Here is a 25410-nt window from a genome sequence, read left to right as displayed (position 1 = left end):
TTACTTCAATGTGCCTTATTCCGGAAAAGGAGAATCCCCCTTATAGTGAAGGAGAATTCTCACGAAAGAAGGGGTACAAATGAAACAATCCATACAATTGAATCACGGTCAGAAAGCCATTCCTACTATTGGACTTGGCGTCTTCAAAGTTAAAGATGGGGATACAGTCATGGATGCCGTCGTCGAGGCGATTCGTCAAGGATACCGTCATATCGATACGGCAGCCGTTTATGAGAATGAAGAGGGGGTCGGTGACGGAATCCGAAAAGGAATGGAAATCGCAAATATTTCCCGGGAAGATTTATTTATCACATCGAAACTATGGAACGCTGATCAAGGTTACGATGCTGCCATCTCCGCCTACGAGGCGTCACTCGTTCGTCTTGGATTGGAACAGTTAGATTTGTATTTGATTCATTGGCCGGTGGAAGACAAGATGGTCGAGAGTTGGCGTGCCCTCGAAACGTTGTATCGAGAGGGACGTGTCGGGGCAGTCGGGGTGAGTAACTTCCAAGTCCATCACCTCGAGACATTGGCTGCAAACAGTGACCTCGTTCCAGCCGTGAACCAAGTTGAACGGCATCCGTTGCTTCGTCAAACCGAGTTAGCATCGTATATGAGCGAGCACGGCATCGTACCGGTCGCTTGGGCACCGCTTATGCAGGGAGGGTTGTTCGAAGAGCAGACTTTAGTAGAGGTCGCAAAGGAAGTCGATCGTTCCGTCGCCCAGGTGTTGTTACGGTGGCATCTCCAAACGGGATGGGTCATCATTCCAAAATCCATCAAACCACATCGAATCGCAGAAAACTTCGATGTTCATGACTTTGAATTGACCAAAGATCAAATGGAACGAATCGACTCACTCGACCGATATCAACGTGTCGGTCCAGACCCAGATGATTTTGATTTCTAATGCAGTATATAAAAAAGTCCTTCTCTCGAGTGAGAGAAGGACTTTTGCCATTATTTCTTAATGTCGAACTTTTCGCTAAGGAAGTTCACGACTTCTTCAGCTGTGTCCATGTTGAGGACTTCGTTGACGATTGCTTCTGTTTCCGACTTCGTCAAGCGTTTCACGAGGCTACGCGCACGAAGGACGCTTGAAGCGGACATCGAGAATTCGTCGAGACCAAGACCGAGAAGGATTGGAATCGCGAGTTCTTCTCCAGCCATCTCTCCACACATGCCGACCCATTTGCCAGCTTTGTGTGCTTCTGTGATGACGTTGTGGAGAAGGTTCAAGATGGCAGGGTTGAACGGTTGGTACAAGTAGGAAACTTTTTCGTTCATCCGGTCAGCCGCCATCGTGTATTGAATCAAGTCGTTCGTTCCGACTGAGAAGAAGTCGACTTCTTTTGCGAATTGTTTCGCCATGACAGCCGTTGATGGAATTTCAACCATCATTCCAGTCTCATATTGTCCGACTTCGATTCCTTCTTCTTTCAACTTCGCTTCTTCTTCGAGAAGAAGGGCTTTCGCCGCGCGGAACTCTTCGAGTGTCGCAATCATTGGGAACATGATGGCGAGGTTCCCGTGAGCTGAGGCGCGGAGAAGGGCACGAAGTTGTGTGCGGAACAAATCTGTTTCCTCAAGGCAAAGGCGGATGGCACGATAGCCGAGGAACGGGTTCATTTCTTTCGGGAGGTCAAGGTATGACAACTCTTTGTCGCCACCGATGTCGAGTGTACGGATGACGACTTGCTTGCCTTCCATGCCTTCAAGAACCGTTTTGTAAGCTGTGTATTGCTCTTCTTCAGTCGGGAACGTTTCAGAGTCCATATATAGGAACTCCGTACGATAGAGCCCGATTGCATCTGAACCGTTTTTCAAAACGCCTTCGAGGTCGTTCGGTGTCCCGATGTTCGCAGCAAGCTTCACTTTGTGACCGTCCGCTGTGATTGACTCTTCGTTGACGAGTTGCTTCAACTCTTCTTTGTACGCTTCAAAATCAGCACGTTTGCCTTCGTATTCTTTGACGAGATCTTCTGAAGGGTTGACGAAGACGTCACCTTCTGTTCCGTCGATGATGACGAGGTCACCGTTTTTGATTTCTTCAAGGGCCACTTTTGTTCCAACGACTGCCGGAATTTCAAGTGAGCGTGACATGATGGCAGAGTGAGACGTACGTCCGCCGATGTTCGTCGCGAATCCTTTGACGTATTTACGGTTAAGTTGTGCCGTGTCTGATGGTGTCAAATCTTCGGCAATGATGATGACTTCTTCTGAAATCGAAGCTGGAGTCACGAATGTCACTCCGAGAATGTGAGCCATGACACGTTTTGTGACGTCACGAACATCAGCTGCACGTTCGCGCATGTATTCGTTATCCATTGATTCGAAAATCATGATCATCGTTTGGGCGACTTCGTCAAGTGCCTTCGCTGCGTTCATGTTTTCGCTTTCAATTTTGTCGTTCACTTGCGATACGATTTCTGGGTCCTCAACGATTAAAAGGTGAGCTGAGAAAATCTCGGCTTTGTCTGGACCGAGCTCACGAAGTGTATGTTCGCGAATGGCTTCAAGCTCCGTTTTAGATTGTGCGATCGCATCTTGGAAGCGAGCCTTTTCTGCAGCGACATCTTCAATCTTGTGTGATGGGATATCGAATGAAGGTGTCTCCATGACGAATGCTTTTGCAACTGCAATTCCTGCAGATGCACCAATACCTTTAATGTGTGACATAAGCGTAGTCCCTCTTTTCAAAGAAATAGTGTACTTTCCTGCCTCGTTACTTCATACCCGAAAAGAAAAAAGAATTAACGAGAACGGAGAAAGTTAAAGTAGCAACGGTCTACGACTAGGGGAAGCCTCGACCAGTCAAATTGGCCTCACTTCACGATGAAGAGAAGCCCGATTGCGTACTTTCTTATCCTATCATAAAATAAAACAACGTCACAACGAGGAGATAGCCCATGAATTCGAAGATTTCTTGACTCTTACGCATACTATTTCATTATTTTGGAGAAGTTCGTTATGCTTACCATATATATAGAAGGGAAGTGGCAATATGTATCAAATTGCTCAATTAAATTGGACCGATTCTTACGAGACAATCGTCGTCGGAATTGGAGCGGCTGATTCTATCGATGAGGGACTCGACACATTGTTTGATGGACGCGTCAAAGCGCTTATTCAATCAGGAGACCTCTCTACGAAGACGGGGGAAGTGACAATCCTTCCGACATTCGCCGGTGAGACGACCCGTGTTTTATTTGTCGGACTTGGTCAACGAAATGACATGACGACCGAGAATGTTCGGAATTGGTTCGGGAAAGTCTCGAAACTGATCAAGTCACGTGGATTGAAGGACGTCGCCGTAGCGCTTGATACGTTTACGGATGGTGCCGCACGCATATTCACAGAAGCGTATGAAATGGCGACCTATGCCCATCCTACATATAAGTCTGCTCCAAATGAAACGGTCGAAGAACCGACGATCACGTTGCTCGGTGACGTGGACCAGACGGATATCGATGCGGGTGTGGCTTATGGGAAAGGGGTCAATGTCGCTCGAACGTTGACGATGATGCCGGCCAATATTTTGACAGCGGAGACGTTAGCGGATTACGCGGTTGAGTTGGCGAAACGTCATGATTTCAAATACCGTATTCTTGAAAAAGAAGAGATGGAAGGACTAGGTATGGGGGCATTGCTCGCAGTCAACCAAGGGTCGACGATTCCTCCAAAATTGATTGTACTCGAGTATCGTGGGGCAGAAGAAGCTCCGATTGCCGTTGTCGGGAAGGGTGTCACGTTCGACACAGGCGGCTATTCAATTAAGCCGAAAGATGGCATCGTCGGGATGAAAGGGGATATGGGTGGCGCTGCTACCGTCCTCGGATTGTTCGAGACCCTCGGATTGACGCGACCAAAACGGAACGTGATTGGCATCATCGGTGCGACCGACAATATGATTTCTGGAGATGCGTTCAAACCAGATGATGTGATCACGGCCATGAATGGAAAGACGATCGAAGTATTGAACACGGATGCAGAAGGACGTCTTGTATTAGCGGATGCGGTCACGTTTGCGAAAACGTATGAACCAAAAGCCATCATCGATGTGGCTACGCTCACAGGTGGCGTTCTCGTCGCCCTCGGGACAGACGTGACGGGCTGTCTAACGAACGACGATACCCTCTATCGTTCTCTTGAAGAGGCGAGCCGTGAGACGAACGAACTCGTGTGGCAGATGCCATATTTCGATGTCTTCATCGACAAGGTGAGAAAATCGGAAGTTGCCGACTTGAACAACTCACCAGGTCGTTTCGGGCATATGATTTTTGGTGGCGCATTTGTCGGTGAGTTTGTCGGCGATACACCATGGCTACATCTCGATATTGCAGGAACGAGCGAACGAGCGGCAGCGAATGACCTCGGTCCGAAGGGGCCGACGGGTGTCATGGTTCGAACCCTCGCACGGATGATTGAATCGTGGGAGCGGTAAGAGCAGGTGGCGTAATCGGTTTGGCGATTCTGTGTGGCCTATGCTACACGGTTTGGCCGAACCGTATTTGGTTAGGGAGTACAGTGTTTCTCGCCGTATTTGGCGTGTTGATGATGTTACAGGAGGTACGACATGGTAGGAGTAGGAATTGATGGTGCACGTGGCGGCTGGGTACGGATCACATATGACAGCATCTCACTTTGTTTAACGATTTCGGAGACGTTGGAGGAGTTGCTGATTGATGGTGCCATGCATTTTGTGGATATGCCGAAAGATTTAGGAACGGTCGACCATCCGAGCCGCGAATGCGATGCGTGGATGCGTTGCCGACTCAGCCAACGAAAGTCGTCCGTCTTCACTCCGCCGATTCAAGAGGTGTTGCAAGAAGCGACTTATGAGGAAGCGAATGAAAGGAGTCGGGCGTTGGTTGGCAAAGGAATTAGTAAACAAGCGTGGAATCTTGTTCCCCGGATCCGTGAGTTTCAGCAGGTGAAGGCATCTGACGTTTACGAATCACATCCGGAAGTTTGTTTCTCGGTCATGATGGGACATGAGGCAAGTCATTCGAAAAAGACGGTCGAAGGGCAGGATGAGCGAATCGAGTTACTTCGGCAATACTCGAAAAGTTCTCCATGGAAATGGAAGATGTCGAACGTCCAAATCGACGATATTATCGATGCGTGCATCTTGGCGGTAGCTGCCTATGAAGCGGGGACAAGTGGTCTCTCGCTTCAGCCGGCAGAATCCGATCAACCCGTAGTGGCTGTACCTCAAATGAAAAAAGAGCGATGAAATCAACATTTCATCGCTCTTTTGCTGTCGTCGTAGGCGGACCGACGATAAATCGCCATATGTAATGAAACACTTTGGCATTGTATACGGCTTTCAACAGGACGGCGAGTACGGGCCCGACGATAAAGCCGAGTACACCGAATAGCTTTAATCCAACGAAGATGGAGATGAGTGCGACCAGTGGATTCAATCCGATATGGGAACCGACAATTTTCGGTTCAGCCAAGTTGCGTTGGACGATGACGATGATATACAACACGACCAATCCGATGGCCACGAACCAATCACCTGTCACCGCGGCATAGGCGGCCCAAGGAATAAGTAGCGTACCGACCCCTAAATAAGGCAAAAGGTCAAAGAACCCCGCGAGTAAAGCGAAAGAGAGCGGGTTGTCAACACGGAGGATGAGCATTCCGATCAAGACGATCCCGAATGTGATGGAGATGAGCGTGAACTGGGCACGGACGTATCCAAATAGGGCAGACTTGAGGTTGATCATCACTTCCTCGAATTCTTTGAATCCTTTTCGTTTGTTCAGACGATTCAGTGAGTTGACGTATGATGGCCAATCCTTTGTGATGAAGAACCAGGCGAGGACAATGACGACCACGAGCAACAAGACGAGCGGGAGCGCTGCTAACATGTTTTGTAGCACACTGGCCACTCCGCGGGACAAGACACCAATCGCTGAGGCGAGTTGGACACCGAGCTCGGTGATTCCTCCCTCGAGCGAGGTCGTCTGTCCGGGATTTAACTGCTGATAGCTCTCGTATGCATCATTGACGAGCGGTGCGATTTTCTCATTGAACAGTCGTTGGATAAACTCGGTGAGTGTCTCAATTTGTTCAGGGAGTCGTTCCGCTGCCACCGTTGCATAATGAATCAATTGGATGATGACGATGGTGATGATTCCGACGACGATGCTAAGCACGATGATCAAGGAAATGAGAGTGCCGAGTGCACGAGGCATATTTGATTTTCGCTCGAAAAAGTTGACGAGCGGGACGGTCATCAAGGACAAGAGCAAGGCAAATACGAACGGATATGTATATTCGAAAAGTATATTCAATAGCCAAGTGATTAAAAAGAAACCGATTACGACGAGAATGAATCGAAGCAATTGCCAAAGTCTTGCCGACGACATGTGGAACCCACCCTTTCCGGACAACTAGGTTGAGCATAGTATATCATGTAAGCGGTAAATAAAGCAGAAAGATAGGTGAATGAACGTGAGAGAAGTTCAACAGAAAATCAATACGATGATTCTTCATTTAGGTGGTTACTGGAGACCTTTATCCGGGCTAGCACGATTGTTAGAAGAGGTAGGAGAAGTAGGTGGCGCGTTAAGGAGAGAGGCGCGGGATGAGTTGAAAGAGGAGTTACTTGATGTACTAGTGATTTCCACGTGTCTGGCAAACCAGTATGGGATTGCATTGCAACAACCAGAGGCGGAGGGAGGAGAATCGAAAGAGAAGCTGTATTTTCAAATTGTGGAAGAGGCAGGGGAAGTGGCGCGGATTTTGAACGCTTATGAAGGCGATAAGAAGTTAAAACCGAACCGTAAAGGTCAATCACTACAGCATCATATCGAGCAATTGCAACGTGCCGTTTTGTCTCTTGGAGAGTCTTACCATCTCAATCTGTTCGATTCACTCTTTGCCCTCATCGAAGAGAAGTCGGCCCGGGACTTTGGACGATTTGATCATACGCCGGATCCGATTACGGAGACATCGGTGCGTACTTATTTATCGCATCAGTCAGGTCGCTATTGGGGCGGGGTCCCAGTTAAATCATTTGAGCGATTCGACCGATATATAGAACGAGAACAACATATCGAGCGTTTTTGTCGCATTGCAGCGATTGAAGGATTGGACGGATTTGTAATTCAACAGAAACGAGATGGATTGATTGTTACAGAGAATCCTTCGATTAAAGAAGGTTTTACTGTCGCCATCGAACGTTACGGTGCGGAGACGTTTCTGATCATCCGACCGGTCAAATAAAAACATTTACCTTTTTATCAAAAACATTCATCTTTTTTTCAAATATTTACTTTTTTTAAAAAAGCATTATGCTAATATGAAATTGTTGTTAGTAGGAAATGCCGCAATGAGAAAGGAATATTTTAGATGAAAATGAAACTATTGAAAGTTGCCCTCATCTTAACGGTCCTCTTGTTTGGTATGCAACTTCCGTCTGCTGAAGCTGCTACTTACGATGGAGAGACGACTGTCAATTTGAACATTCGTACATCCCCTAGTCTGAGTGGGAAGGTAGTGAAAACATTACCAAAAAACACGAAAGTAAAGTATGAAACGTATAATCAGTCCTGGCACAAAGTGTATGTAAACAATCGTACATACTATGCCTCGGCCCAGTACATTCGGAAACTTTCATCCACTTCAAGTTCGCTAACGACGCAGGCGGCAACGTCTACTGGTGTGACAACTGCGAACTTAAACGTACGAGTCACGTCTCATCGATCGGCGAAGATTGTCGCTACATTGAAGAAAGGGACGGAAGTGAAGTATGCCGTTTATAATTCTTCTTGGGCAAAAGTCTACTTGAACGGGAAGACGTACTATGCCGCAAAAGCTTACATCGCACCAAAACTCACCGAGTCGAATGTGGATCGGACAAATGGATACACGAACCGTGAGATGAAACTCTTCGCTGAGCGGAATCAACGTTCGGCGGTGAAGAAGGTACTCCCCGTGAACACGGCTGTCGTCTCGAGCAAATATAATTCGAGCTGGTCGATTGTTTATATCGGGAACGAAACGTACTACACACCGACTTGGGGCATTACAGAAGGTACATTGGATAGCAGTGTAGAGAAAAAAGACGGGTATGCAAACCGGGAGCTGAAACTCTTCGCTGAGCGGAATCAACGGTCGGCGGTGAAGAAGATACTTCCCGTGAACACGGCTGTCGTCTCGAGCAAATACAACTCGAGTTGGTCGATTGTCTATCTCGGAAGTGAAACGTATTACACACCGACAGCTTGGATCTCTACTTCGAAAACGTCGACAGAACCTCCGACGACAACGAAACCAGATGATGGACTCACGCAAGGGTATGCTAACCGTACAGTAAACTTGTTTGGAAAAACCCATCAGAGTTCGGAAGTCCTCATGGTTCTTCCGAAATACACGGCTGTTTCATACAAAGCGTACAATTCGAGTTGGTCGACTGTTCAGATCGGCTCGAAAGTCTACTACACAGCGAGTTCGTGGTTGACGAAAGGGAAAGCCCCGGCTGCGCCGGAAGCTGCACCAAAAGGTACGGTATACATCAACACACCAGGTGATGTATTGAACGTTCGTTCGAAAGCGAGTCTTGATTCGAATGTGGTTGGTCAACTCAATCACGGAACAGCTGTTTTACATTATGGGACAACCAATGGTTTCCATAAAATCAAGTTCAACGGACAAGATGCTTTCATTTCTTCAGCATTCGTGATGACATCTAAGCCGAGCACATCGACTGGAACAGTCATCGTCCTTGATCCAGGACACGGTGGAAAAGACTCGGGAGCAGTTAATGGATCTCTCTATGAGAAAACGATTGTACTCGATGTAACGAAACGTGTAGAAGCTTATCTTCGCTCAAAATATGATTACAATGTACGTCTCACTCGTTCGACTGATGTCTATTTGACTCTAGATCAGCGAGTTGCTGCAGCGAAGTCGTTACGTGGTGATTTGTTTGTAAGTATGCACGTCAACGCAGCCGGTTCATCATCTGCGAAAGGGGTAGAAACGTTCTTTTCTTCTCAGTCTGCGCACAGCGCTCGAAGTCGTGTCCTTGCTTCAAACATTCAAAGCAACTTGGCGGGTAAAATGAGTGGAATGTCGAACCGAGGAGTGAAAACAGCTAATTATTACGTTATTACGTATAATACAATGCCATCTGCACTCGTCGAATTAGGATTTATCTCATCACCAACAGATTTGACTTACCTTCGAAGTAACACGTCTCGTCAGCAAATGGCGGAAGGTGTGGCTGAAGGAATTGCCAAATATGTTCAGACTTATTATTGATTTGAATTAACCCAGACATGATTGTCTGGGTTTTTTTGATGTACAAAAAAACCGAACCGATTAAATCGGTTCGGTTCAATTTTATAGATCATCAAATCCGTTCGCGTCTGTCACTTTCGCATAAGAACGTGACTTTTGTTCGAAGAAATCAGATTTTGTCGCATTGAGCGAGTCATCTGAGTATGCCCGGATCCAAGGCATGACATCTTCGTCAAATCCTTCATACAAGTCATTCAGACCGATGACGCGGAGTCGTTTATTCGCCAAGTATTTGACGTAGTCTCGCATTTCACTGACGTCGAGTCCATCGAGGTCACGGAGAACGTATTCACACCACTCGATCTCAAGGTCGACCGCTTCTGCCATCGTGTCGTATACGAACTGACTGAACTTTCCGTTTTCATCAATCTTCGGATTTTCTGTCAGCACGGCACGTAAGAGCTGGCTGATGAAGTAAGAATGTTGCATCTCATCACGTTGGATATAACTGATCATCGTGGATGTACCGACCATCTTTTGGTGGCGGGCGAGATTGTAGAAATAAGCGAATCCTGAATAGAAGTTGATGCCTTCTAGAATGACGGATGCAACGAGTGATTTCGCAAAGTTTTCAGCGTTCGGAGTCTCGCGGAACGCTTCATATAAGTCCAAGATGAATTGATTGCGCTTCATGACCATTTCATCATCTTTGGCGATGTCAAAGATTCGATTTTGTTCAGCGAGTGGCACGAGACTTGATAGGACATAGCTGTATGATTGATTGTGCACGACCTCTTGTTGTGCGATGACCGCGAGAACGGCGTGTACAGACGAGTCAGATGAGAACATAGAAGACTCGAGGATGTATCGTGTCTGGACCGAGTCGAGAATCGAGAGCAGTCCGATGATCCGTTTGAATGCATCCTGTTCACGTTCAGTCAATTGCGGCCATTGTTGCATATCCTTAGACATTGAGATCTCATCAGGAATCCAAAAGTTCGATAATAACTGTTTGTAAATGGTATAGAACTGAGGATACGCGATATCGTTCCAATTGACGATCGAACTCGTTTCCCCGCCAATGATGGCGGTTGCCCGGTTAGGATGTTTGGGCGACAATAATTTGATTTTCTGAATCGACATGATGCATAACTCCTTCTTCTACATGGTGAGCCATCCGCTCTGCCCAATGTTGGACGTTGAACGGTTGGTTACGTGGGGACTGCTCGATTTTAAGCAGTTCCCCGGCAAGTGGGATTCCGTATTTTGAAAGGTGGTACGCCATCTCGTCAACAGCGCGACAGAAATGTACGAACATCTTGTCACCCGTTCCGAATACCGCAGCTTGTCGAATCGGCACTTGGAGTTCCTTTAACACGAGGCGGAACGTATCTTTCATTTCGTCTGGTAAGATTCCGTCTGCCCACGTGTAAGAGCCGAAATAGACGAGGTCGAACGAAGCGAGCGACTTTGCTTCGCGATATCCGACGCGATCGGCATCATAGCGGACGACCGTATCGCCACGGCGATGATGTGTCGATTCGATGAGCGATGCCACTTCTTCCGTGTTTCCACTCATCGAATGACAGATGATTGCGATGTTCATAGGGTGGACCACCTTTCTATAAAATGTACATAATGATTATGACGACGGTTTACGAAGCGCACGACTCACATTCGTCGACTTCGACGGTCGTCGAACGAGTGTAGTAAATCGACTTCATGCCAAGAGACCATGCCTCGAGGTGCATCGCAAGAAGCTCTGTCGCTTTTACATCGTTCTTCACGTATAAGTTGAAGCTGATTGCTTGGTCGATGTGGCGCTGGCGAGCCGCGTTTTGACGGATGCTCCATAATTGATCAATTTCAAATGCTGATTTATAGAACCAGTTCGTGTCCGGCGTCAAGTCGGGAACCGTGACTGGAATCTTATAGTTTTTCTTCTCTTCTGAGTAGACCTTTTTGTAGACCGGGTCAATCGATGCGGTACTACCAGCGATAATCGCCGTCGATGAGTTTGGTGCAACGGCCATCATATAGGCGTTACGGACGCCGTTTTGATGTACTTCTGCTGCGAGACCGTCCCAATCGAGGTCGTCGTGTGAACGATAGTTCCGGCGCTTGAAGTATTCGCCTGTATGCCATTCTGAACCTTCGAAGACGCCGAATGCTCCTTTTTCTTTGGCGAGTTCCATCGATGCTTGGATTGTGAGATACGCGATTTTTTCATAGAGTTTCTCTGCATATTGAACGGCATCGACCGATTCCCAACGGATTCCTTCTAGTGCGAGCAAGTGATGCCAACCGAACGTTCCTAGACCGACTGCACGATACTTCTGGTTCGTGATCATCGCCTGTGGAACTTCGATCGTATTCAAATCGATGACGTTATCGAGCATACGCATTTGAATCGGGATGAGTCGTTCGAGCACATCGGCTTTCACGGCACGAGCAAGTGCGATTGAACTCAAGTTACAGACGACGAAATCACCAGGTGTCTTTGTGATGACGATTTTTCCGTCTTGTGTGTATTCTTCTTCGATTGTCGTTGCCGACATGTTTTGCGCGATTTCGGAACAAAGGTTTGAACTGTAAATCATCCCTGCATGTTTGTTTGGGTTTGCGCGGTTCACTGCGTCTCGGAAGAACATATATGGTGTACCTGTTTCGAGTTGTGAGCGCATGTAACGTTTTACAAGGTCGATGGCTGGAACTGTCACACGAGATAATTCTGGCGTGTTGACACATTCCATATATTTCTCTGTGAAGCTTCCACCGTTCTCTGATTCGTCAAAATAGTCTTCAAGGCTATATCCCATCACGGTACGAATCTCGTGTGGATCGAACAAGTGCCAGTCGCCGCGTGCCTCGACCGTACGCATGAAGAGGTCCGGTAAGCAAACGCCTGTGAACAAGTCGTGTGTACGGAGGCGCTCATCCCCGTTGTTCAATTTCGCGTCGAGGAATTCGAAGATGTCCTTATGCCAAATGTCTAAATAGACGGCAATTGAGCCTTGACGCATACCGAGTTGGTCGACAGAGACGGCTGTGTTGTTCAATTGCTTCATCCAAGGAAGGGCACCACTTGAGACGCCTTTGAATCCTTTGATGTCACTACCACGTGAACGGATTTTCCCGAGGTAGACACCGATTCCACCGCCACCTTTTGAGAGCGTCGCCACATCGGTGTTCGAATCATAAATGCCACGGAGGGAGTCATCAACTGTATCAATGAAACAAGAGCTGAGCTGTCCATATGATTTACCGGCGTTTGACAACGTTGGTGTCGCGACCGTCATATAAAGGTTTGATAAAGCCCAATAAGCTTCTTCGACGAGCTTCAATCGAGTCGTCTCATCTTCTTTTTGCATGAGCGTCATCGCGATGACCATGAAGCGCTCCTGTGGAAGCTCATAAAGGTTCTTCACATGATCGCGCCCAAGATAGCGGTCCGACAACGTGCGGAGTCCGATATATGTGAAGAGACGGTCACGGGATGGATCGATCAATGTTTCGAGATGGTCCATGTCTTCTTTTGAATACGTATCGAGAAGAGCTGACGTGAAAATTCGTTTTGATGTTAACGTCTCGACCAGTTGATAGAAGTTACCATAACGCATAGATGCTTCGTAACCGCGGTTGCGTGCCGCTTCAAGATAGAGGCGGTTCAAGTACATTTCCGTTGCCACGAACGTCCAGTCCGGTTCTTCGGCTTTCAACATATCGAGGGCATGCATCGTCAATAAGTCATATACTACATCTTGTGTTAGCGTTTTTGTCTCGAGCGCCCGAATAGCCCGTTCTTCATAGCGCTCTACGCTTAAGTGAGGATACCGTGTCTGGATAGATTGAATAAGAGAAGAGACGTCAGAAAGCGTTGGAGCCGCTGGTAGCATCGTCTCGTGGTGGATAGGGGATGTCAAAATAGATCACTCCTTTAGATGGTGTAGACGTTATAAAAGGATAATAAGAACTTCCTTACCTGTCACAATATCGTGTTAACAATCAAAATACCCGTTAACTATATATTGACACTTTTTTATCTTTTTAATCATAAAACACCTATATTTAGTTTTTCAATCCTTGACATTCTGGAATGTGCCCGTCACCTTTTTGCTTTTGCTCCAAAAGGGCTTCATGACCCAATTTGAGACAGAGAACTGAGATGAAAAAAAATTATGTATTGTCTTTGCTTGTTTTTTCACAAATTGATGAATTCGATTTCATCACTCTTGATGAAACATTTCATCCGTTTGTTTGAGGTGGAATGGATTGTATTTGACGTTACTTATCAAAATACCTGCATATTCATTTCATACTAGATATAGTGTTCTGATGAATCAAGAAATATGAATCCATTTGTCAAGGCTGGTATCCGAGTAAAAAGTAAGGTAGATTGGTGAAGTAGGACATGGAATTTCAGCGAAAAGAAGGGTTTAACAAGTGCGTACAGAAGACTTATTATTAACATGGGACCCACTCGGTTATGGGGCAGGTTCATACGGACCTGAGTTTGATGAAGTCATGATGGCATTAACCTATGTCGATTCTCCCGAACAATTGACCGAAGTGATTCGCCGAACGCTTCTTGAAGCGTTCGATGCGTGTCCACCAGAAACAGAGATTTTCGAGATGGCGCAGCGACTCCTCGTATCGTCATCTTGCCAACTATAAGGAGGAACCAATAATGTTACGAATTGATCCAACACCGAATCCGAATGCGATGAAAGTGACACTTCCAGAGAACGTGTTTGGCGCCAAGAGTCAAAGTGTGAAGGCGGGCGAAGCGACAGATCAGCCGCTCCTCGCAAAACTAGTTGAAATCGAAGGCGTGGAGAGTGTCTTTGCTTATGGTGACTTTGTGACCGTATCAAAGGAGAACGGTGTGAGCTGGGAAGCAATTCTTCCACTCGTTGAGACGGCATATCGCGGATGAAACCGATTGTCTCGATTGTCATTCCGGCTTATAAACGCGAGACGGAACTGACGGAACTGCTTGAAAGTCTAACGGTCCAAACATTTCAGCAGTTTGAGGTCTTGGTCATGAATAATGAAGGACCGCCAAAACAACACCTTTTGGCGCCTTTTTTGAATCAATTGGATGCACGTGTCATCGAAGTGGGTGAGAACCATCACGTCCGGGCCCGTAATCGTGGTGTTCTCGAGGCGAGAGGCGATGTCATCTTGCTACTAGACGATGACGATTTGCTCATGCCGACACACTTGGAGGAGGGGCTACGCGACCTTCAACAGGCAGACCTCGTCTATTCGGATGCTGAGCTGTTCCGATTCGAATGGAGAGCGGGCCGTCGTGTCGTGACGGACTGGGAACCGTTCGCTTACGCGTTTGATCGAGAGCGGATGCGTCAGGACTCGACGTTCATCCCTTCGGGCACGATGTATCGCAAATCGATTCATGACACGATCGGTCTATTCGACGAAGACGTCTATAACTACTGGGATTGGGATTTCTTGTTGAGGGTGATGGATGCATTCACGGTGTCACACCCGGCGCGTGCGACGGTACTTTACGCCTTCAACGGGACGGATAACCTGTCGGCAAAACAGGATGAAACGAGACGTCGTTATTTTGATCATTTCTGTCAAAAGCACGGTCTGACAGACATGGAGATGAAGAATTTCCATATCGTTCAGGAGGAACGACGTGCATTCGTGAGACAGACAGAGAGAACGTTCACAGGCGTGCTACCTGGTCGAACGGAAGGAGAATAAGTATGTATTCATCAAAAGAACTTGAGTTGTTAGAGCTGTTAGAAGAAAAAGGGTATCTCGAGACGAAGATGTTGGCTGATTTGTTGGCACTCGATGAGGAGACGATTGAATCGATGTTTGAGAAATTCAAGCAAGACGGGATTCTCCTCGGATTTCGTGCCATGGTCAATTGGCAAAAAATCAATCGTCACGATGTCACTGCCTTCATTGACGTTAAAGTCACTCCGAAACGAGGACGCGGATTTGACGACGTGGCCGAGCGTATTTATCGCTTCCCAGAAGTGACGGCGCTTTATTTGATGTCGGGAGCTTATGACCTTCAAGTCGTCATTCGGGCGAACTCGCTTCAAGACGTCGCCTCATTTGTCTCAGACAAGCTATCGCCGCTTGATTCGGTCTTGTCGACGACAACCCACTTCAAATTGAAGACGTACAAACATGACGGGATCTTGTTCACCCCACAAACTGAAGATAAGCGGTTGAACATCACGCCATGAAGTCTTTATCGAATCAAGTCGTCTCGATGAAGCCATCGGGCATTCGCCGTTTCTTTGACTTAGCACAGACGATGGATAACGTGGTCTCTCTCGGGGTGGGAGAACCGGATTTCATCACACCATGGAACGTGCGAGAAGCGAGCTATGCCGCACTCGAAGAAGGCTATACAGCGTATAGCGCCAACGCCGGTCTCATCGAGTTGCGCGAAGAAATCGCTACTTATATGAAAGAACGCTTTTTAGTCGAATACGATCCGACGTCTGAATTGATTGTCACGACTGGGGCATCGCAGGCGCTCGACATCGCATTCCGTGCCCTTCTCAATCCAGGGGACGAGGTCATCGTGGTCGAACCGGCATTCGTTTCATATGGTCCACTCATCGAGTTGGCAGGTGGGACCGTCGTCCCTGTCGCATGTCGTCCGGAAAAAGGGTTTCGACTCGATCGGGAAGACGTTGAGCAAGCCATCACAGAACGGACGAAAGCGATCTTGCTTTGCTTCCCGTCCAATCCGACGGGCGCCACGATGAATGGCGATGAACTCGCACAAATCGCAGAGCTCGCGACAAAGTATGACCTTTGGGTCGTCAGCGATGAGATTTATGCGGAACTCTGTTACGACGAACCATTTGTCAGCTTTGCGACGCTTCACGACATGCGAGACCGGACGATTGTCGTCAACGGTTTCTCGAAGGCGTTCGCGATGACTGGATGGCGCCTTGGCTTCACATGCGCACCGGAAATCGTCACGCGAGAGATGTTAAAGGTCCATCAATACGGCATGATGTGTGCACCGACGCTCGTTCAATTCGGTGGACTCGAGGCACTTCGGACCCGTGATCAGCACGTGCCGAGCATGGTGAAAAGTTATCGTCAACGTCGAAACTATTTCATACAAGCGCTGAACGAAGCAGGGCTTCCGACGCACGTGCCAGGCGGAGCATTCTATGCCTTCCCTTCGATTCGACATACTGGATTGACGAGTGAAGAATTTGCAGAACGTCTTCTCGTCGAAGAACGTGTCGCCGTTGTTCCTGGAAACGCCTTTGGTGAGAGCGGGGAAGGGTTCGTCCGAGCGAGTTATGCGACTTCGCTCGAACAACTACAAGAAGCGATTCTCCGGATTCAACGTTTCATGAAACAATTCGAAGTCACAGTAGCCAAGGACTCTCATTCGTGAGAGTTCTTTGGCGTTTTAGCGATATAACGAAAGGGAAAAGACGGGCGAGGTGAAGAGGATGAAACAATTTGACTTTGTTGCAATCGGGTGTGGTCCGTATAATCTTGGTCTCATGGCCCTTGCGGAGAAGACTGAACTGCATGGGGTTTGCTTTGAGCAACGCGCGGAGATGATGTGGCATGAAGGCATGTTGATTGAAGGGATGACGATGCAAACGCATTATTTACAAGATCTCGTCACGTTGGCGGACCCGACCCATCCATCGAGTTTTCTGAACTATTTGAGTGATACGGGTCGACTCCAAACATTTATCACGCAAGAACAAGATAAGATTCCTCGAACGGAATACAATCGTTACTTGCGATGGGTTGTAAATCAACTGTCGACGATTCGTTTCAATCATTATGTGTCTGACGTTGTAGTGGAAGAAGAGGGCTTCCTCGTGACCGTCGAATCAGATGGTCGATCGACACAAGTTCATACAAGACATCTCGTTCTAGGGACAGGGGCGGCGCCATTCGTGCCGGACGGGTTTGAACAAGTCATTCATACGAGCGATTATTTGACGTACCGGGACGTCCTCAAAGACCGATATCGTGTCGCGGTCGTCGGGAGTGGACAGAGTGCGGCGGAAGTCTTTCTGGACTTGTTGCGTGAAGCGACGGATGAACAACGCGTCGACTGGATCACACGCTCCGAACAATTTGAGTCACTCGAAGCAGGCAAGCTTGGGGATGAAATTTTTAGTGTGGATTATGTCGATTATTTTCATAAACTACCGTACGACGCTCGGCAAGAGCTACTCGGGTCATTCGAGCGTTTCCGTCATGGTGTCAATCCTGAGACGATGACCTCGATCTATGAGACGTTGTATCATCGGACGGCAGAAGCGAAAGCGACGAAAGCTGACATGATGACACAGGTCGAAGTGGAATCGATCACTTATGATTGGTTGACACATCGTTTGAAAGGGACCCAACGGTATACGGGAGAAGTGATTGAAAGAGAGTACGATCTCGTCGTCGTGGCGACGGGGTATCGCCCGGTGGTCCCATCTTGGGTCAATCAGCTCCCGGTCGTATGGGAAGCAGAGGGAGAATGGGCAGTCCGTGACACGTATGAAGTGATCATGAACGAGTCGTTAGGCGGGAAGTTGTTCACGCATACAAATTTAGAGCATTCGCATGGTCCGGCTGCGACGAATCTCGGGATGGCTATCTATCGAAATGCGGTCATATTGAACGACATGGCTGGGGAAACGGTCTATCCGATTCGCCATCAGAAGCCGTTTACGACATTTTGAACAAAAAAAGGGCTAGGCGAGTCGCCTAGCGGAATCAGGGGGGAATACTTGAAGTCTTGCTTGATTTGTATTTACCCCGCACTTCGACTTTAAAACATACCAACACGTCAAAAATAATCTTTTTTACTAAATTCTACACTTTATCGAAAAAAGTATGTTATAGTAAGTTGATGAATTTAGCATAGGAGTTGTTTGTAATGGCAAAATACGAAAAAGATCAAGTATTAACAGGTAAAGTAACAGGAATCCAACCTTTCGGTGCTTTCGTAGCACTCGACGATGAGACTCAAGGTCTTGTACACATTTCAGAAATCTCACACGACTACGTAAAAGACGTAAACGATTACGTTCAAGTTGGTCAAGAAGTTGAAGTGAAAATCCTTGAAGTGGACGAAGCTTCTAAAAAAATCAAGCTTTCAATGAAAGCGACTCAAGAAGCTCCAAAACGCGAGAAGTCTGCGAAGCCAGCTCGTCGTGCGCCACGCCGCAACGAAGCATCTTCAAACTTCAAGCAAGAAGAAGCTCCAGGATTCACAGTCCTCAAAGACAAACTTGAAGACTGGATCAAAAACACAAACTTCAAGAAGTAAGTGTCCCAAGGTGGCCCGTTCTAAACGGGTCACCTTTTTTATTTTACAGGAATCGGCGAATTGAATGACGAAACTGTAAAGCGAATAGGAGGGGATGGCATGAAGATTGGCATCATCGGAACGGGAGGAATTGCGACGAGTGCCCATATCCCGAATTATGTCAAAGCAGGGATGGATGTGATAGCGGTCATGAACCGGACACGGGCAAACGGGGAACGTGTCGCCCGGCAGTTCGGCATCCCGAACCTTTATGAGACGGTCGAAGAGATGCTTTCACGCGAAAATCTCGATGCGGTCAGTATCTGTACACCAAACGCCTTACATAAAGAGCAAGTGCTGCTTGCGCTTGAAGCAGGATGTCACGTTCTCTGTGAGAAACCACCCGGTATCTCGGAGAATGAGGCAATTGAGATGTTAGAAGCGGCAAAACGAGCCGGAAAAACATTGCATTACGGATTCCATTACCGACATCGTGCAGATACGGTTCTGTTGAAGCGAATGATTGACGCGGGAGAACTTGGAGATATCTATGCAGCGACGGCGCTCGCGCTTCGGCGACGTGGCATTCCGGGATGGGGAGTCTTCACGAATAAAGAACTGCAAGGCGGGGGCGCCCTGCTCGACATCGGTGTGCATATGTTAGACCTAGCGCTTCATTTGATGGGATACCCGAAACCGAGAGAGGTCGTTGGGCACGTCGGTCAATATTTAGGGAATCGACCGGGTGTCGGTTTGTTAGGGGAATGGGACGCGAGTTCGCTCTCGGTCGAGGATACGGCGAGGGCGATGATCACGTTTGAAAATGGGGCATCCTTATTGCTCGACGTCAGCTATATGGCCAATATCGAAGAGAAAGATACGATGCGTGTGGAATGTCGCGGCACGAACGCCGGAGCCAGTCTGTTCCCGCTCACGCTCCACACGGAGAAATATGGGGCATTGTTTGACGAGCGACCAGCTTATTTGACTGAACACGACCCGTATGAGCGGCAAATCCGACTCTTCCTTGAGGCCTGTGGAGAAGAGCCGAACTATCGTCAAGCGGAGGAAGCGGTCATCTTGCATCGGATCATCGATCGCATCTACGCATAAGCACGATACTTTTCATTCCGTAAAAACAGGGTATATAGTGTAGGTGTTACATATTTCTATGAGGAGGATGACTTATGCACAACTTTGAATACAAAAACCCGACAAAACTAATTTTTGGGACACATCAGATCGAAAAATTAGCAGGAGAACTCGAAGCGCTCGACGCGAAGAAAGTGATGCTTGTCTATGGTGGCGGAAGCATCAAAAAGAACGGGACGTACGATGAAGTCGTGGCCGAGCTTGAAAAAGCAGGCATCTCATACGTAGACTTCTCAGGTGTTGAACCGAACCCACGCATCGAGACGGTACGTCGTGCGGTGAAATTTGCGCGTGAAGAGGACGTTGACGCCTTGCTTGCTGTCGGTGGCGGTTCCGTCATTGACTGTACAAAACTCATTTCAGCAGCGATTCCATATGACGGGGACGCGTGGGACATCGTGCTTCGTGAACATATCCCGACAGAGGCGGTACCGTTCGGGACAGTCCTTACACTCGCTGCGACAGGGTCGGAGATGAACTCGGGATCGGTCATCACGAACTGGGAGACTCAAGAAAAGTTTGGATGGGGTCACCCGCTCGTCTTCCCGACATTCTCGATTCTCGATCCACGTTACACCGTGTCGGTTCCAAAAGACCAGACAATCTATGGCATCGTCGACATGATGAGCCACTGTTTCGAGCAATACTTCCACCCGAACCATGCGCCGGTACAGGAACGCATGACAGAAGGTGTGTTGAAAGCGGTCGTTGAATCGGCACCGAAACTCGTGAACGATTTAGAGAACATAGACCTTCGTGCCATCATCTTGTTCTCAGGTACGATGGCATTGAACGGTGTCCTGCAAATGGGTGCATCGGGTGACTGGGCATCGCACAACATCGAACACGCCGTATCCGCTGTCCATGATATCCCGCATGCTGGAGGTCTCGCGATCCTCTTCCCACGTTGGATGGAGCATGTATTAGATGAAGACAACGCGGCTCGCTTCGCACGACTCGGTACAGAAGTATTTGATGTCGAGCCTGGCGAGAACGATTTGGAAACAGGGAAACGTACGATCCAAGCTGTACGTGCATTCTTTGACCAACTCGGTGCACCGAACTCGCTTCGTGACTATGAGATCGATGAGTCGACATTCGATGCGATTCTCGATTCTGCGATGAAACGTGGCGCATTCGGTCGTTTCCGTACACTCGAACGGGAAGATGTCGCGCATATTCTCGAACTCAGTAAATAAGGCGATTTCTTGCCTATTTTGCAATAATGATTGAACGAATCTAGCGTTTCCGTTTATGATGGGTCATGTATGGCTCTTTTACGAGCGATTTAAAGGAGGAAATGACATGTCAACTGTACGTTTCGATTATTCAAACGCGCTCTCATTCGTAGGGAAGCATGAAATCGACCAAATGCAAGAAACGGTAAAAACCCTTCACTCGGTGATTCACGAGCGGAGCGGTGCCGGAAGTGATTTTCTTGGGTGGGTCGACCTTCCGACCGAATACGATCAAGATGAGTTCGCACGAATCAAAGCTGCGGCGGAACGAATTCGCGAGAATTCAGACGTTCTCGTCGTCGTCGGAATCGGAGGATCTTACCTCGGTGCCCGTGCAGCGATCGAAATGCTTCAACATTCGTTCTTCAACGTATTGTCAAAAGAAGAGCGCAAGGCGCCGCAAGTATTCTATGCGGGTCACAACATCTCTTCAACGTATATGAGAGAATTGCTTCAAGTGCTTGAAGGGAAAGAGGTCTCAATCAACGTCATCTCGAAATCAGGAACGACGACAGAACCTGCCATCGCATTCCGTGTCCTCAAGCAGTTCATGGAAGACAAGTACGGTCAAGATGGAGCGCGTGAGCGGATCTATGCGACGACAGACCGTGCCCGTGGCGCCCTCAAGACGCTCGCGGACGCAGAAGGATACGAGACGTTCGTTATTCCAGATGACGTCGGTGGACGCTTCTCTGTCCTCACACCGGTCGGACTTCTCCCGATTGCTGCTGCAGGAATCGATATCGATGCCTTGATGGAAGGGGCGCGTGATGCACAAAACGCTTACAGCTCACCAGAATTGGCTGAGAACGAAGCGTATCAGTATGCGGTCGTACGTAACGCCCTTTACGCGAAAGGCAAATCGATTGAGATGCTCGTCAACTACGAGCCAGCCCTTCACTACGTGTCTGAGTGGTGGAAACAGCTTTACGGAGAATCTGAAGGAAAAGACAACAAAGGAATCTTCCCTGCGGCTGTCGACTTCTCGACTGATCTTCACTCGATGGGTCAATACATTCAAGAAGGTCGTCGTGACTTGTTCGAGACAGTCATCCGTGTGAAAGAAGTCCGTCACACAATGAACGTCCCAGAAGACGCACAAGACTTGGATGGTTTGAACTTCCTCGCAGGGGAAACGATTCAGTTCGTGAACGACAAGGCGACAGAAGGGACGCTCCTCGCGCATACAGATGGCGACGTACCGAACCTCGTCGTCGAATTGCCAGAGATGACACCGTACCACCTCGGTTACTTGTTCTACTTCTTCGAGAAAGCATGTGCGATGAGCGGATACATCCTCGGGGTGAACCCGTTCAACCAGCCAGGCGTCGAAGCATACAAAGCGAACATGTTCGCACTACTCGGTAAACCAGGGTATGAAGAACAAAAAGCAGAACTCGAAAAACGCTTGAATCAATAAGAAAACGAATCGGTCCGCGCGTCGGACCGATTTTTTTGTTTGAAACTGGGTGCAGACAAGGTAAAGTGAGAGTAGACAGGGGAAAGAAAGGGATGGACTATGAAGACATTCAAGGATTACTATCATAATCAAGTCGAGTTAAGCTTCACCCATTATCCGTTCTCAGACACGCCGCTCCACGTCTGGGTCGTCGCCCGTTACAAGGACAAATGGGTATTGACGAAGCATAAACAACGCGGGCTAGAGTTCCCAGGTGGGAAAGTCGAACCGGGCGAACATGAGGATGCCGCGGCCATCCGGGAAGTATATGAAGAGACTGGAGGCGTCGTCAAGACGTTACGATACATGGGGCAATATCGTGTGCTCGGTCGTGGTGACACCGTCATCAAAAATATCTATTTTGCGGAGATTGAACGATTCGAAGATCATCCCGCAGTCGACGAGACGGATGGGGCCGTCTTGATTGATGTCTTACCGGACAATCTACTACGGAATCCACGTTACAGCTTTATGATGAAGGACCGTGTCTTACCAGAAACGATGAGGGTGCTCCATGAGCAACAACTGGTTTGATCGAATCGACGTGTTGCCACCATACGCCGGTTACCGGGTGACGCGTGGATGGTACACGACGAATGATGGGGAAGAGGTCGTCGCCTATTCGATTGAACCGAAACGGTCGATTGGACAGGTGCTGATGTACTTACGAGGGGGAACGGCACGAATCGGGGACGTTCGGTTACCGCGCCTCATGCAGTTTGCGGCACGCGGTTTTCATGTGGTGGCCCCGGTTTATCGAGGTAATCACGGGGGCACGGGAAAAGAAGACTTCGGTGGAGAGGATTTGAAGGACGTGCTCTCACTCTATGATCGCGTCCAAACGAGCGGACGACCGATTCATGCGCTCGGTTTTTCACGCGGCGGGATGATGGCACTCTCTCTCGCATCTGAACGACCGGTCACTACCGTCACCTCATGGGCCGGTGTGACCAATCTAGAGTGGACGTATGAAGAGCAACGCTCGATGCGGAAGATGTTACGTCGCATGACGGGGGGAGACCCCGAATCGGCAGAAACAGCATATACAGAACGTTCTCCGCTTTATAAGGAATGGGATGCACCAACGCTGATCATCCATGGTACGGATGACGAGCAGGTCCGTTTGCGCCATGCGACGGCAGTCGCCGAGAAGTTAGGGGAGCAGGCAGAGTTTTGGGTGCTTCCGTTCGGACACCAACTCCCATTTTGGGATAAATGGGAGACGACCGAACAAGCGATGGAATGGATGTTACGACAAGCAAAAGCACCGACTCGATGAGTCGGTGCTTTCGTATTAGATGACCAGTGGGCCGGCTGCGATGACCGATTCACTCGCTTTCGTGAACCGTGTGAAGTTCTCTTTGAATTTCATTGCGAGTGCTTTCGCCTCGACGTCGTAGCGAGCTGGGTCGCTCCACGTGTCACGTGGATTGAGCACGTCACTCGGTACGCCTTCGATGGCTACTGGAATCTCGACGTTGAAAATGTCATGTTTCATCGTCTCGACGTCACGAAGTTGACCGTTGACTGCGGCGTTGACCATCGCACGCGTGTACGCGAGTTTCATACGCGAACCTTCACCGTATGCACCGCCAGTCCAACCTGTGTTGACGAGGTAGACATCCACGTCGTGTTGCTCGATCAATTTACCGAGCATATCCGCGTAACGCTCTGGAGCGAGCGGAAGGAACGGTGAACCGAAGCAAGTCGAGAAGGTCGCCTGTGGTTCTGTGACACCGCGCTCCGTGCCGGCAAGTTTTGACGTATAACCCGACAAGAAGTGGTACATCGCCTGTTCTTTCGTCAGTTTGCTGATCGGAGGCAAGACGCCATAGGCATCTGCCGTCAAGAAGACAATCGTATTCGGATGACCGGCGCGTGATGGGAGCATCGCATTGTCGATGAACTCGATTGGATATGCCGCACGCGTGTTTTCCGTCAAGGAAATGTTCTTATAGTCCGGTGTACGATCTTCATTCAACACGACGTTTTCAATCAATGAACCGAAGCGAATCGCATCATAGATTTGCGGTTCGTTCTCACGAGACAAGTTGATCGTCTTTGCGTAACAACCGCCTTCGATGTTGAAGACCCCGTCCGGTGACCATCCGTGTTCGTCGTCTCCAATCAAATGACGCTCAGGGTCAGCCGAGAGCGTTGTCTTCCCAGTGCCCGACAATCCGAAGAAGAGTGCCGTTTCATTCGCATCATTGACATTTGCCGAACAGTGCATCGATAACACGTTCTGCTCGGGTAGCAAGAAGTTCATGACGGAGAAGATCGATTTTTTAATTTCGCCACCGTATTCTGTTCCCCCGATCAGAATCGTGCGCTTGGCGAATGAGACGAGAATGAACGTCTCAGAGTTCGTACCATCGACGGCAGGGTCTGCTTTATAGCTCGGTGCATAAATGACCGTGAACGGGTCGAACGCACCTTTCGTCGGCCATTCGCGTAAGAACAATTGTTTAGCGAATAGACTGTGCCACGCATACTCCGTGATGGCACGGACCGGCAACGTATAATGTTCATCTGCACCAGCAGATGCTTCTAGATAATACAGTTTATCCTTCTTTTCTAAATGGTCGAGTACTTTGTCGAGAAGTGCTGAAAACTTCTCTTCTGCGATCGGTTGGTTCACTTTACCCCAATCGACGAGGTTGTTGCTGACTTCATCTTGTACGACGAATTTGTCTTTCGGTGACCGTCCAGTAAAAGCACCGGTACTGACAGATAATGCCCCGTCTTTTGTCAGCACACCTTCACCATTTTGAATGGCTTCTTCCACCAGCTCTGGAACCGTCAAGTTCCGTAACATGTCGGCACCATTAATTAATTCTTCGATTTTCAGGAGCGTTGTCGCCATCCTGAATCCCACCTTTCCCCTAAATAGATGTGGATGAAATCCGCATACTTCCGCGATTACGATTAATCAGTATGACATTTTTAATTATATGTGACACACTAATTAAACACAAGCGTTTCTTCTCTCTAAGTAAGCGCTTTCTTACAAAGTC

23 protein-coding genes are annotated in these 25410 nt (G+C 48.4%); 17 read left to right on the top strand and 6 right to left on the bottom strand.

Translation table 11 applies throughout. The features are described from left to right. The first annotated feature begins 79 nt into the window (after positions 1-79). Positions 80-913: an aldo/keto reductase gene (locus tag KNO73_RS06725; RefSeq protein WP_078147243.1), complete on the top strand. Its 834-nt coding sequence runs from the start codon at positions 80-82 to the stop codon at positions 911-913. Positions 914-963: 50 nt separating this feature from the next. Here the strand turns inward: KNO73_RS06725 and ptsP are convergent, their stop codons facing one another. Continuing rightward, positions 964-2682, bottom strand: coding sequence for a phosphoenolpyruvate--protein phosphotransferase (gene ptsP, locus KNO73_RS06720; protein ID WP_078147242.1), 1719 nt, complete (start codon positions 2680-2682; stop codon positions 964-966). A gap of 325 nt (positions 2683-3007) precedes the next feature. Between ptsP and KNO73_RS06715 the strand changes: the two genes are divergently transcribed. Together KNO73_RS06715 and KNO73_RS06710 are read left to right on the top strand one after the other, a co-directional pair. Further along, the gene (locus tag KNO73_RS06715) at positions 3008-4447 is read left to right on the top strand and encodes a leucyl aminopeptidase (RefSeq protein ID WP_078147241.1); all 1440 of its coding nucleotides are present in this window, start codon (positions 3008-3010) and stop codon (positions 4445-4447) included. Between the two features lie 132 nt (positions 4448-4579). Continuing rightward, complete coding sequence (locus KNO73_RS06710; RefSeq protein WP_078147240.1) at positions 4580-5239, top strand: DUF429 domain-containing protein; 660 nt, start codon at positions 4580-4582, stop codon at positions 5237-5239. Positions 5240-5249: 10 nt separating this feature from the next. Here the strand turns inward: KNO73_RS06710 and ytvI are convergent, their stop codons facing one another. Further along, entirely contained in the window at positions 5250-6383 is a 1134-nt protein-coding gene (gene ytvI / locus KNO73_RS06705) for a sporulation integral membrane protein YtvI (RefSeq protein WP_074036407.1), read from the bottom strand. Positions 6384-6462: 79 nt separating this feature from the next. On the opposite strand from ytvI, the gene KNO73_RS06700 reads away from it, so the two are divergent. Together KNO73_RS06700 and KNO73_RS06695 are read left to right on the top strand one after the other, a co-directional pair. After that, on the top strand, positions 6463-7242 hold the full coding sequence (locus tag KNO73_RS06700; RefSeq protein WP_215112237.1) for a MazG nucleotide pyrophosphohydrolase domain-containing protein: 780 nt from the start codon (positions 6463-6465) through the stop codon (positions 7240-7242). Between the two features lie 126 nt (positions 7243-7368). Next, on the top strand, positions 7369-9282 hold the full coding sequence (locus KNO73_RS06695; protein WP_215112236.1) for an N-acetylmuramoyl-L-alanine amidase family protein: 1914 nt from the start codon (positions 7369-7371) through the stop codon (positions 9280-9282). Positions 9283-9363: 81 nt separating this feature from the next. Here KNO73_RS06695 and KNO73_RS06690 read toward each other — a convergent pair whose 3' ends face one another. Genes KNO73_RS06690 through KNO73_RS06680 form a run of 3 tightly spaced genes read right to left on the bottom strand, consistent with a single transcriptional unit; the run spans position 9364 to position 13172 of the window. After that, a complete protein-coding gene (locus KNO73_RS06690) occupies positions 9364-10404 on the bottom strand; it encodes a ribonucleotide-diphosphate reductase subunit beta (protein ID WP_074036411.1) in 1041 nt (346 codons plus the stop codon). After that, complete coding sequence (locus KNO73_RS06685) at positions 10361-10867, bottom strand: flavodoxin domain-containing protein (RefSeq protein ID WP_012726807.1); 507 nt, start codon at positions 10865-10867, stop codon at positions 10361-10363. Before KNO73_RS06685 ends, KNO73_RS06690 begins: the two co-directional genes overlap by 44 nt. Before the next feature lie 49 nt (positions 10868-10916). After that, entirely contained in the window at positions 10917-13172 is a 2256-nt protein-coding gene (locus KNO73_RS06680) for a ribonucleoside-diphosphate reductase subunit alpha (protein WP_371730226.1), read from the bottom strand. A gap of 532 nt (positions 13173-13704) precedes the next feature. On the opposite strand from KNO73_RS06680, the gene KNO73_RS06675 reads away from it, so the two are divergent. From KNO73_RS06675 to KNO73_RS06620, 12 genes are all read left to right on the top strand, one after another. Next, the gene (locus tag KNO73_RS06675) at positions 13705-13935 is read left to right on the top strand and encodes a DUF1871 family protein (RefSeq protein ID WP_074036415.1); all 231 of its coding nucleotides are present in this window, start codon (positions 13705-13707) and stop codon (positions 13933-13935) included. Between the two features lie 13 nt (positions 13936-13948). After that, positions 13949-14197 (top strand): NifU N-terminal domain-containing protein, encoded by a 249-nt coding sequence (locus KNO73_RS06670; protein ID WP_074036416.1) that lies wholly within the window; start codon positions 13949-13951, stop codon positions 14195-14197. After that, positions 14194-14994: a glycosyltransferase family 2 protein gene (locus KNO73_RS06665; RefSeq protein ID WP_074036418.1), complete on the top strand. Its 801-nt coding sequence runs from the start codon at positions 14194-14196 to the stop codon at positions 14992-14994. Before KNO73_RS06670 ends, KNO73_RS06665 begins: the two co-directional genes overlap by 4 nt. Positions 14995-14996: 2 nt before the next feature. After that, on the top strand, positions 14997-15491 hold the full coding sequence (locus KNO73_RS06660) for an Lrp/AsnC family transcriptional regulator (protein WP_215112235.1): 495 nt from the start codon (positions 14997-14999) through the stop codon (positions 15489-15491). Then, positions 15488-16672, top strand: a complete 1185-nt coding sequence (locus KNO73_RS06655; protein ID WP_074036420.1) for an aminotransferase — start codon at positions 15488-15490, stop codon at positions 16670-16672. Before KNO73_RS06660 ends, KNO73_RS06655 begins: the two co-directional genes overlap by 4 nt. A 58-nt stretch (positions 16673-16730) precedes the next feature. After that, positions 16731-17975 (top strand): lysine N(6)-hydroxylase/L-ornithine N(5)-oxygenase family protein, encoded by a 1245-nt coding sequence (locus KNO73_RS06650; protein ID WP_215112234.1) that lies wholly within the window; start codon positions 16731-16733, stop codon positions 17973-17975. A gap of 197 nt (positions 17976-18172) precedes the next feature. Beyond that, positions 18173-18565: a S1 domain-containing post-transcriptional regulator GSP13 gene (gene yugI / locus KNO73_RS06645; RefSeq protein WP_074033496.1), complete on the top strand. Its 393-nt coding sequence runs from the start codon at positions 18173-18175 to the stop codon at positions 18563-18565. A 99-nt stretch (positions 18566-18664) separates the two neighbouring features. Further along, a complete protein-coding gene (locus KNO73_RS06640) occupies positions 18665-19657 on the top strand; it encodes a Gfo/Idh/MocA family protein (protein ID WP_078147231.1) in 993 nt (330 codons plus the stop codon). Between the two features lie 74 nt (positions 19658-19731). Further along, a complete protein-coding gene (locus KNO73_RS06635) occupies positions 19732-20895 on the top strand; it encodes an iron-containing alcohol dehydrogenase (protein ID WP_078147230.1) in 1164 nt (387 codons plus the stop codon). A 106-nt stretch (positions 20896-21001) separates the two neighbouring features. Further along, positions 21002-22354 carry a glucose-6-phosphate isomerase gene (locus tag KNO73_RS06630; protein WP_012726796.1) on the top strand — a complete coding sequence of 451 codons (1353 nt, stop codon included), beginning with the start codon at positions 21002-21004 and terminating at the stop codon, positions 22352-22354. Between the two features lie 99 nt (positions 22355-22453). Continuing rightward, positions 22454-22927 carry an RNA deprotection pyrophosphohydrolase gene (gene ytkD, locus KNO73_RS06625; protein WP_012726795.1) on the top strand — a complete coding sequence of 158 codons (474 nt, stop codon included), beginning with the start codon at positions 22454-22456 and terminating at the stop codon, positions 22925-22927. Continuing rightward, positions 22908-23672 carry an alpha/beta hydrolase family protein gene (locus KNO73_RS06620; protein ID WP_078147229.1) on the top strand — a complete coding sequence of 255 codons (765 nt, stop codon included), beginning with the start codon at positions 22908-22910 and terminating at the stop codon, positions 23670-23672. The genes ytkD and KNO73_RS06620 overlap by 20 nt, the downstream gene beginning before the upstream one ends. 15 nt (positions 23673-23687) lie before the next feature. On the opposite strand, the gene pckA is transcribed toward KNO73_RS06620, so the two are convergent. Continuing rightward, on the bottom strand, positions 23688-25259 hold the full coding sequence (gene pckA, locus KNO73_RS06615) for a phosphoenolpyruvate carboxykinase (ATP) (RefSeq protein WP_078147228.1): 1572 nt from the start codon (positions 25257-25259) through the stop codon (positions 23688-23690). Positions 25260-25410: the final 151 nt, after the last annotated feature.

The organism is Exiguobacterium sp. s83 (assembly GCF_018617095.1).
GTDB lineage: Bacteria > Bacillota > Bacilli > Exiguobacteriales > Exiguobacteriaceae > Exiguobacterium > Exiguobacterium profundum.
This window is presented reverse-complemented; position numbering and strand designations above follow the sequence as displayed.

Excerpts from the sequence above, each read along its gene's own strand:
- ytvI (WP_074036407.1), bottom strand. The coding sequence starts at position 6,383 with ATGTCGTCGGCAAGACTTTGGCAATTGCTTCGATTCATTCTCGTCGTA.
- KNO73_RS06685 (WP_012726807.1), bottom strand. The coding sequence starts at position 10,867 with ATGAACATCGCAATCATCTGTCATTCGATGAGTGGAAACACGGAAGAA.
- KNO73_RS06620 (WP_078147229.1), top strand. The coding sequence starts at position 22,908 with ATGAGCAACAACTGGTTTGATCGAATCGACGTGTTGCCACCATACGCC.
- KNO73_RS06640 (WP_078147231.1), top strand. The coding sequence starts at position 18,665 with ATGAAGATTGGCATCATCGGAACGGGAGGAATTGCGACGAGTGCCCAT.
- KNO73_RS06660 (WP_215112235.1), top strand. The coding sequence starts at position 14,997 with ATGTATTCATCAAAAGAACTTGAGTTGTTAGAGCTGTTAGAAGAAAAA.
- KNO73_RS06650 (WP_215112234.1), top strand. The coding sequence starts at position 16,731 with ATGAAACAATTTGACTTTGTTGCAATCGGGTGTGGTCCGTATAATCTT.
- ytkD (WP_012726795.1), top strand. The coding sequence starts at position 22,454 with ATGAAGACATTCAAGGATTACTATCATAATCAAGTCGAGTTAAGCTTC.
- KNO73_RS06700 (WP_215112237.1), top strand. The coding sequence starts at position 6,463 with ATGAACGTGAGAGAAGTTCAACAGAAAATCAATACGATGATTCTTCAT.
- KNO73_RS06630 (WP_012726796.1), top strand. The coding sequence starts at position 21,002 with ATGTCAACTGTACGTTTCGATTATTCAAACGCGCTCTCATTCGTAGGG.
- yugI (WP_074033496.1), top strand. The coding sequence starts at position 18,173 with ATGGCAAAATACGAAAAAGATCAAGTATTAACAGGTAAAGTAACAGGA.
- ptsP (WP_078147242.1), bottom strand. The coding sequence starts at position 2,682 with ATGTCACACATTAAAGGTATTGGTGCATCTGCAGGAATTGCAGTTGCA.
- KNO73_RS06725 (WP_078147243.1), top strand. The coding sequence starts at position 80 with ATGAAACAATCCATACAATTGAATCACGGTCAGAAAGCCATTCCTACT.
- pckA (WP_078147228.1), bottom strand. The coding sequence starts at position 25,259 with ATGGCGACAACGCTCCTGAAAATCGAAGAATTAATTAATGGTGCCGAC.
- KNO73_RS06635 (WP_078147230.1), top strand. The coding sequence starts at position 19,732 with ATGCACAACTTTGAATACAAAAACCCGACAAAACTAATTTTTGGGACA.
- KNO73_RS06710 (WP_078147240.1), top strand. The coding sequence starts at position 4,580 with ATGGTAGGAGTAGGAATTGATGGTGCACGTGGCGGCTGGGTACGGATC.
- KNO73_RS06670 (WP_074036416.1), top strand. The coding sequence starts at position 13,949 with ATGTTACGAATTGATCCAACACCGAATCCGAATGCGATGAAAGTGACA.
- KNO73_RS06695 (WP_215112236.1), top strand. The coding sequence starts at position 7,369 with ATGAAAATGAAACTATTGAAAGTTGCCCTCATCTTAACGGTCCTCTTG.
- KNO73_RS06715 (WP_078147241.1), top strand. The coding sequence starts at position 3,008 with ATGTATCAAATTGCTCAATTAAATTGGACCGATTCTTACGAGACAATC.
- KNO73_RS06655 (WP_074036420.1), top strand. The coding sequence starts at position 15,488 with ATGAAGTCTTTATCGAATCAAGTCGTCTCGATGAAGCCATCGGGCATT.
- KNO73_RS06665 (WP_074036418.1), top strand. The coding sequence starts at position 14,194 with ATGAAACCGATTGTCTCGATTGTCATTCCGGCTTATAAACGCGAGACG.
- KNO73_RS06690 (WP_074036411.1), bottom strand. The coding sequence starts at position 10,404 with ATGTCGATTCAGAAAATCAAATTATTGTCGCCCAAACATCCTAACCGG.